Raw genomic sequence first — 4966 nt, 5'->3', positions numbered from 1 at the left:
CCTGTTTTCTGCGTAACCGGTGCGCATTCACCTGGCTGCATAGGTATGCATCAGGCTAAACTTTATCAGGCGCGTTTCCGGTGGTTTTCTGGGGTGTTTCCTCTCCGTTTCATCCTGTAGACACCGGAAACGCCGCGAGTCGTTTTTAGCGGTGCGCGGAAGGGATGTTATGGTAAATGGTTTCTGAGGTGTAAGCTAAAACTCGAGTTTTGACGCCATTCTGAGTAGGAAATTTGCAGACGGAATAAATACTGGTGAGCAATAAGCTCATCAACAAAAAAATGGAGATCCTAAGATGGATAGAGAAACCCTATACCTACTCAAAACGTTAGACCGTAACAATGCCTTACTTGACGATATTATCCGAAGAAAGATGGGCAGGTACTACAACACGAAGATTTTGCGTGATTCCTGTGATGCTATTGAAGCCGAACTACGACATCGAGGAATCATTTAACAAGACGAAGCCCGCTTATGTGGGTTTTTTCATGCGCATTCAGAATACCCCTTCCCCCCCTTAGACCCCCTAAGAACCCCATTCAGCACAGCGAGCACAACGATTACATTCGAGCACACCGAGGACAGCGAGTACAAAATGATGTGTAAGTAATTGAAAAATAAAACCATAAATGTAGAGAATATTACATCTCAATGTTTGTATTGACAAAAAACAAGAATAATATCAAATGAGATGTTGGTTAATGATGTGCTTGGTTTTTGTGTTATTACACATAACTCATTGAATATAATAGTTTTTTTATTGATAATAGTTTCATGTTGAATTGACTTTTGGGGGATAAATGTCAGAGAAGGCAAAACAAGTAGGTAGGCGCTCTCTATCAAAAAGAAGAGAAAGTCTAATAAAAGAGCTTTGGGGGGATGAGCTTTCCGAACTGAATATATGGAACAGGAAAGAACACGATGGATTTACAACGATCCCAAGAACATTGAATTATATCAATAGGATAATAGATTACCTTGCTGGCGCTGGATCTCCTGTATCACAGACATACCTCAGTTTATGGTGTCGGGTTTTTGACGAGGGATTCGTCGAGATTAGGGATAAAGATGCTCTGGCATTTGAGTCAGGGTTTAGTGGGCAGCGAGCGGTGACTACTTGGCTAGGAAGAATGAAAAAGTTACGGGAGCTGGGACTGATATCAACGAAGCCTGGTACTTCTGGTGAGTTTCATTATGTAATCATGTTGAATCCACTTTGCGTAATTAAAAAATCATATGAATCAAACGGATGGGCAAGAGATGAGCGTTACAACGCTCTATTTTCTAGGATGCAGGAAGTGGGGGCTGAGTGGGAATGAACGACATGAAAGCTGTTCGTCACCGATATAAGCAGAGATATGATGTTGCTGCGTCAGAAGTAGTGGGGGCGTTTGATGAACTTAAAAGTTTGGATTGGAGTTTAGAAATTGCATCTTTAAGTGACGTGGAAATGTCAAAGAGATGGATTGGGGCTGTTGATCCTAACGGTGTTGCAAGACTACCACCTAATGGTGGATGGGACTGGGTTAAGCTCTATAACGGCTATTTGAAAAACCCTAGCGCATTCGTCTGTGCCATTAAATCAGAAGGTAAGCTATGCGCTCTGATTGGTGGTGGGGTTTCTGATAGTAAAGTGGTAACCAAGCTGCATTACCTTGAATCAGCCCCTTATGACACGGCGCTTTCAGGATATGCACTGGATATTTCTGTTACGTATGTTGTTACTGTCGCGAATGCGATGGGAAGCGAGTACACAGCCATCTATGAGCCAAATAGCAAAGTCAGAGAGATAGCTATAAATGATTATGGATTTAGCGAGGACAACTTGTTTGGGACAAGTAAAAATTTCGCTCTGTATCTACCAATGAGCCGGGTTTAACCGGCTCATTTAGCCTACCAGTACGCCGTAGAGTTTTTCAGGCTGTTGGTTTGATCGGCCTTGCTCTGCTCGTCTTGCTTTCACGCGCTGGCGAAATGCTCCGGCTGTGCCAGAAGAGCATGGTTCCGTCGCTTTTTTAAGTTCGACCACGTGAGCTAACATATTATTTCCGTTTTTTCGTGAGTTAGTACAAAGCATATGAGGTGACGGATACGTCAACTTCATAGTAACTGTACTGTATTGTAGAAGAGATGCGCAAGTCGCAGAATTAATGCGACCCTTCATTGACGAGGCGAAGAGTAAACGCGTATCTTCTTTGAAAACGAAAAAACCACCCGGCAAGGTGGTTTTTCGAAGGTTCATTAAACCGGCAAGTTTATGAACCGTGGTAACAGGGTGTACAAGACCACTGCCACCAAATTCGTCCTTCCAGTTTAGCCGTAGTTGGGCTGATACTTCAAGAACTCTGCGTTAGTAATCTCTTGTACATCCTCTTACCGTTGGCTGCTGCCAGTGGCGTTAAGTCGTGCCTATCCGGATTGGACTCAAGTCGAAAGTTACCGGATAAGGCGCAGCGGTCGGACTGAACGGGGGGTTCGTGCATACAGTCCAGCTTGGAGCGAACTGCCTACCCGGAACTGAGTGTCAGGCGTGGAATGAGACAAACGCGGCCATAACAGCGGAATGACACCGGTAACCGAAAGGCAGGAACAGGAGAGCGCACGAGGGAGCTACCAGGGGGAAACGCCTGGGATCTTTATAGTCCTGTCGGGTTTCGCCACCACTGATTTGAGCGTCTGATTTCGTGATGCTTGTCAGGGGGGCGGAGCCTATGGAAAAACGGCAATACCGCATCCTTTTCCTAGCTCCTTCTGATTTGAGCGCTCCTACCATCAAAGCCCTTTCCTGTTAATCCGCAACGCCCGCCGCAGTATCATGACCGAACGTAGTGAGCGAATGAGCGAGGAGGCGTCATTTCATCTGTCCGTATATCGTATTGCGGCCACTCCTGAGTCACATATCACACCAGCCGCATAATGCACTTTCCTGAACTACCACTCCGCTTTACCATATTAAGCCAGTATACACTCCGCTAGCGCTACGTGACTGGTTCAGGGCTGCGCCCCGAAACCCGCTAAAACCACTGACGCGCCTGCGGCTTGTCCAACACCGCGCCGCCCGGGAAAGCATTTCCCGCCCGTCCCGGCGTTATCAGGAGGCTGGATTGGCAGATAAACGCAGCAAGATGCTCACGATGTGGGTAACGGAAGATGAGCACCGGCGTCTGCTGGAGCGCTGCGAGGGTAAACAGCTCGCAGCCTGGATGCGCCAGACGTGCCTGGACGAGAAGCCAGCGCGTGTAGGTAAACTTCCGTCGATCTCGCCGGCGCTGCTTCGTCAGCTTGCCGGCATGGGGAACAACCTCAACCAGATTGCCCGGCAGGTTAACGGGAGTGGCGGTACCGGACATGACCGGGTGCAGGTTATCGCCGCGCTGATGGCCATCGATGCAGGACTCGAGCGGCTGCGGCACGCGGTGCTGGAAAAGGGGGCAGACGATGATCGTTAAGTTTCACCCGCGAGGGCGCGGGGGCGGAGCGGGGCCGGTGGATTATCTGCTGGGGAAAGATCGGCAGCGCGAAGGCGCCAGCGTTCTGCAGGGGAAGCCGGAAGAAGTCCGGGAGCTTATCGACGCCTCGCCCTATGCCAAAAAATACACCTCCGGGGTGCTGTCGTTTGCCGAGCAGGACTTACCCACGGGTCAGCGTGAAAAACTGATGGCGAGCTTCGAGCGGGTTCTGATGCCCGGACTCGATAAAGACCAGTACAGCGTGCTGTGGGTTGAGCACCAGGACAAAGGGCGGCTGGAGCTGAATTTCCTGATCCCGAACACGGAGCTGCTGACCGGCAAACGGCTCCAGCCGTATTACGACCGGGCCGACCGTCCGCGCATCGATGCCTGGCAGACGATCGTGAACGGCAGGCTGGGGCTGCACGATCCGAACGCGCCGGAAAACCGGCGTGCGCTGGTGACGCCGTCCGCGCTGCCGGAAGCGAAGCAGGAAGCCGCTCAGGCGATTACGCGGGGTTTACTGGCGTTAGCCTCGACCGGGGAGCTGAAAACGCGTCAGGACGTGACTGAGGCGCTGGAACTTGCTGGTTTTGAGGTGGTGCGCACGACGAAAAGCAGCATCAGCATTGCCGACCCGGACGGGGGGCGAAACATCCGATTGAAGGGAGCCATCTATGAACAGTCTTTTAACGCTGGCGAAGGACTTAGAGCAGAAATCGAAAGCGCAGCAGCAGAGTACCGGCGAGATGCTGAAAGCCGCATTCAGCGAGCACGAACAGTGTGTAAAAGCGGAATTGAACGCCAGCGCGAAGCGAATCAGCAACGCTATCAGCGCTCACGAACAGGGGATGAACGCCGCCATGCAGTCGAACCGGCTGAGCGTGCTGCGTATGGTAGGGCGGACGTGGCTCACGATCACCCTGGTCTCGGTGCTGCTGATAGGGACGAGCGGGAGCGTGCTGTGGTGGCAGGGGCAGCAGATAGTCGACAACTACGAGACCCTCCGGGAGCAGAAGGCCACGCAGGCCATGCTGTCGGAGAAGAACAGCGGTGTGCAACTGTCGACATGCGGGGAGGCGGGGCGACGCTGCGTGAAGGTGAACACGGAGGCGGGACGATACGGCGAGGATTCGAGCTGGATGATACTGGCGGGGAAATAGCACATGACGGAGCTGGAAAAACAGTTGCTGAGCGCATTAGAGCAGCTACAGCAGGACTACTCGAAAAGGCTGGGCGAGTGGGAGAACGCCTTCGCGGAATGGCGGACGATGTCTGGTCTTATGCAACGGGAGAACGCGGCGCTGAGCGAGCGCGTATCGAGTTTGAGCAGGCAGGTGCAGAGTTTGAGCGAGCAGCTGCGCCGGTTGTCGAAAGGCTGAGCGCGATTGAGGCACACCGGCAGCAGGAGCGCGCGGTGCAGCACCAGAAAACGCTGGAGCTGGAACGCTCAAGGCAGAAACAGCGGCAAGGGCCGACGATGGAGCTGTGAAGTGACGAAAACAGGGCTTTGATAC

The 4966-nt window shown here is 51.8% G+C and carries 6 protein-coding genes and 1 pseudogene; 6 read left to right on the top strand and 1 reads right to left on the bottom strand.

Features of this window, described 5'->3' with window-relative positions; all coding sequences use genetic code 11:
- Positions 1 to 800: 800 nt before the first annotated feature.
- Together ACIOG0_RS22060 and ACIOG0_RS22055 are read left to right on the top strand one after the other, a co-directional pair.
- A complete protein-coding gene (locus ACIOG0_RS22060) occupies positions 801 to 1319 on the top strand; it encodes a hypothetical protein (protein ID WP_404705062.1) in 519 nt (172 codons plus the stop codon).
- 5 nt (positions 1320 to 1324) lie between these two features.
- Positions 1325 to 1879, top strand: coding sequence for a hypothetical protein (locus tag ACIOG0_RS22055; protein WP_404705061.1), 555 nt, complete (start codon positions 1325 to 1327; stop codon positions 1877 to 1879).
- A 9-nt stretch (positions 1880 to 1888) separates the two neighbouring features.
- On the opposite strand, the gene ACIOG0_RS22050 is transcribed toward ACIOG0_RS22055, so the two are convergent.
- Entirely contained in the window at positions 1889 to 2041 is a 153-nt protein-coding gene (locus ACIOG0_RS22050) for a hypothetical protein (protein WP_023351545.1), read from the bottom strand.
- A gap of 1084 nt (positions 2042 to 3125) precedes the next feature.
- Here ACIOG0_RS22050 and ACIOG0_RS22045 point away from each other — a divergent pair.
- From ACIOG0_RS22045 to ACIOG0_RS22030, 4 genes and pseudogenes are all read left to right on the top strand, one after another.
- Positions 3126 to 3449: a MobC family plasmid mobilization relaxosome protein gene (locus ACIOG0_RS22045; RefSeq protein WP_207212943.1), complete on the top strand. Its 324-nt coding sequence runs from the start codon at positions 3126 to 3128 to the stop codon at positions 3447 to 3449.
- Positions 3388 to 3804: pseudogene (locus tag ACIOG0_RS22040) on the top strand (relaxase/mobilization nuclease domain-containing protein); the annotation flags it as partial. The gene ACIOG0_RS22045 and the pseudogene ACIOG0_RS22040, both read left to right, overlap by 62 nt.
- 322 nt (positions 3805 to 4126) lie before the next feature.
- Positions 4127 to 4612 carry an MbeB family mobilization protein gene (locus ACIOG0_RS22035; RefSeq protein WP_225372668.1) on the top strand — a complete coding sequence of 162 codons (486 nt, stop codon included), beginning with the start codon at positions 4127 to 4129 and terminating at the stop codon, positions 4610 to 4612.
- 3 nt (positions 4613 to 4615) lie between these two features.
- The gene (locus ACIOG0_RS22030; RefSeq protein WP_129941602.1) at positions 4616 to 4831 is read left to right on the top strand and encodes an MbeD family mobilization/exclusion protein; all 216 of its coding nucleotides are present in this window, start codon (positions 4616 to 4618) and stop codon (positions 4829 to 4831) included.
- Positions 4832 to 4966 lie beyond the last annotated feature (135 nt).

The sequence above is a fragment of the Yersinia vastinensis genome (assembly GCF_044905075.1).
GTDB classification, from domain to species: Bacteria; Pseudomonadota; Gammaproteobacteria; order Enterobacterales; family Enterobacteriaceae; genus Yersinia; species Yersinia vastinensis.
The sequence above is the reverse complement of the archived record's forward strand: the minus strand, read 5'-3'. Positions and strand labels throughout refer to the sequence as shown.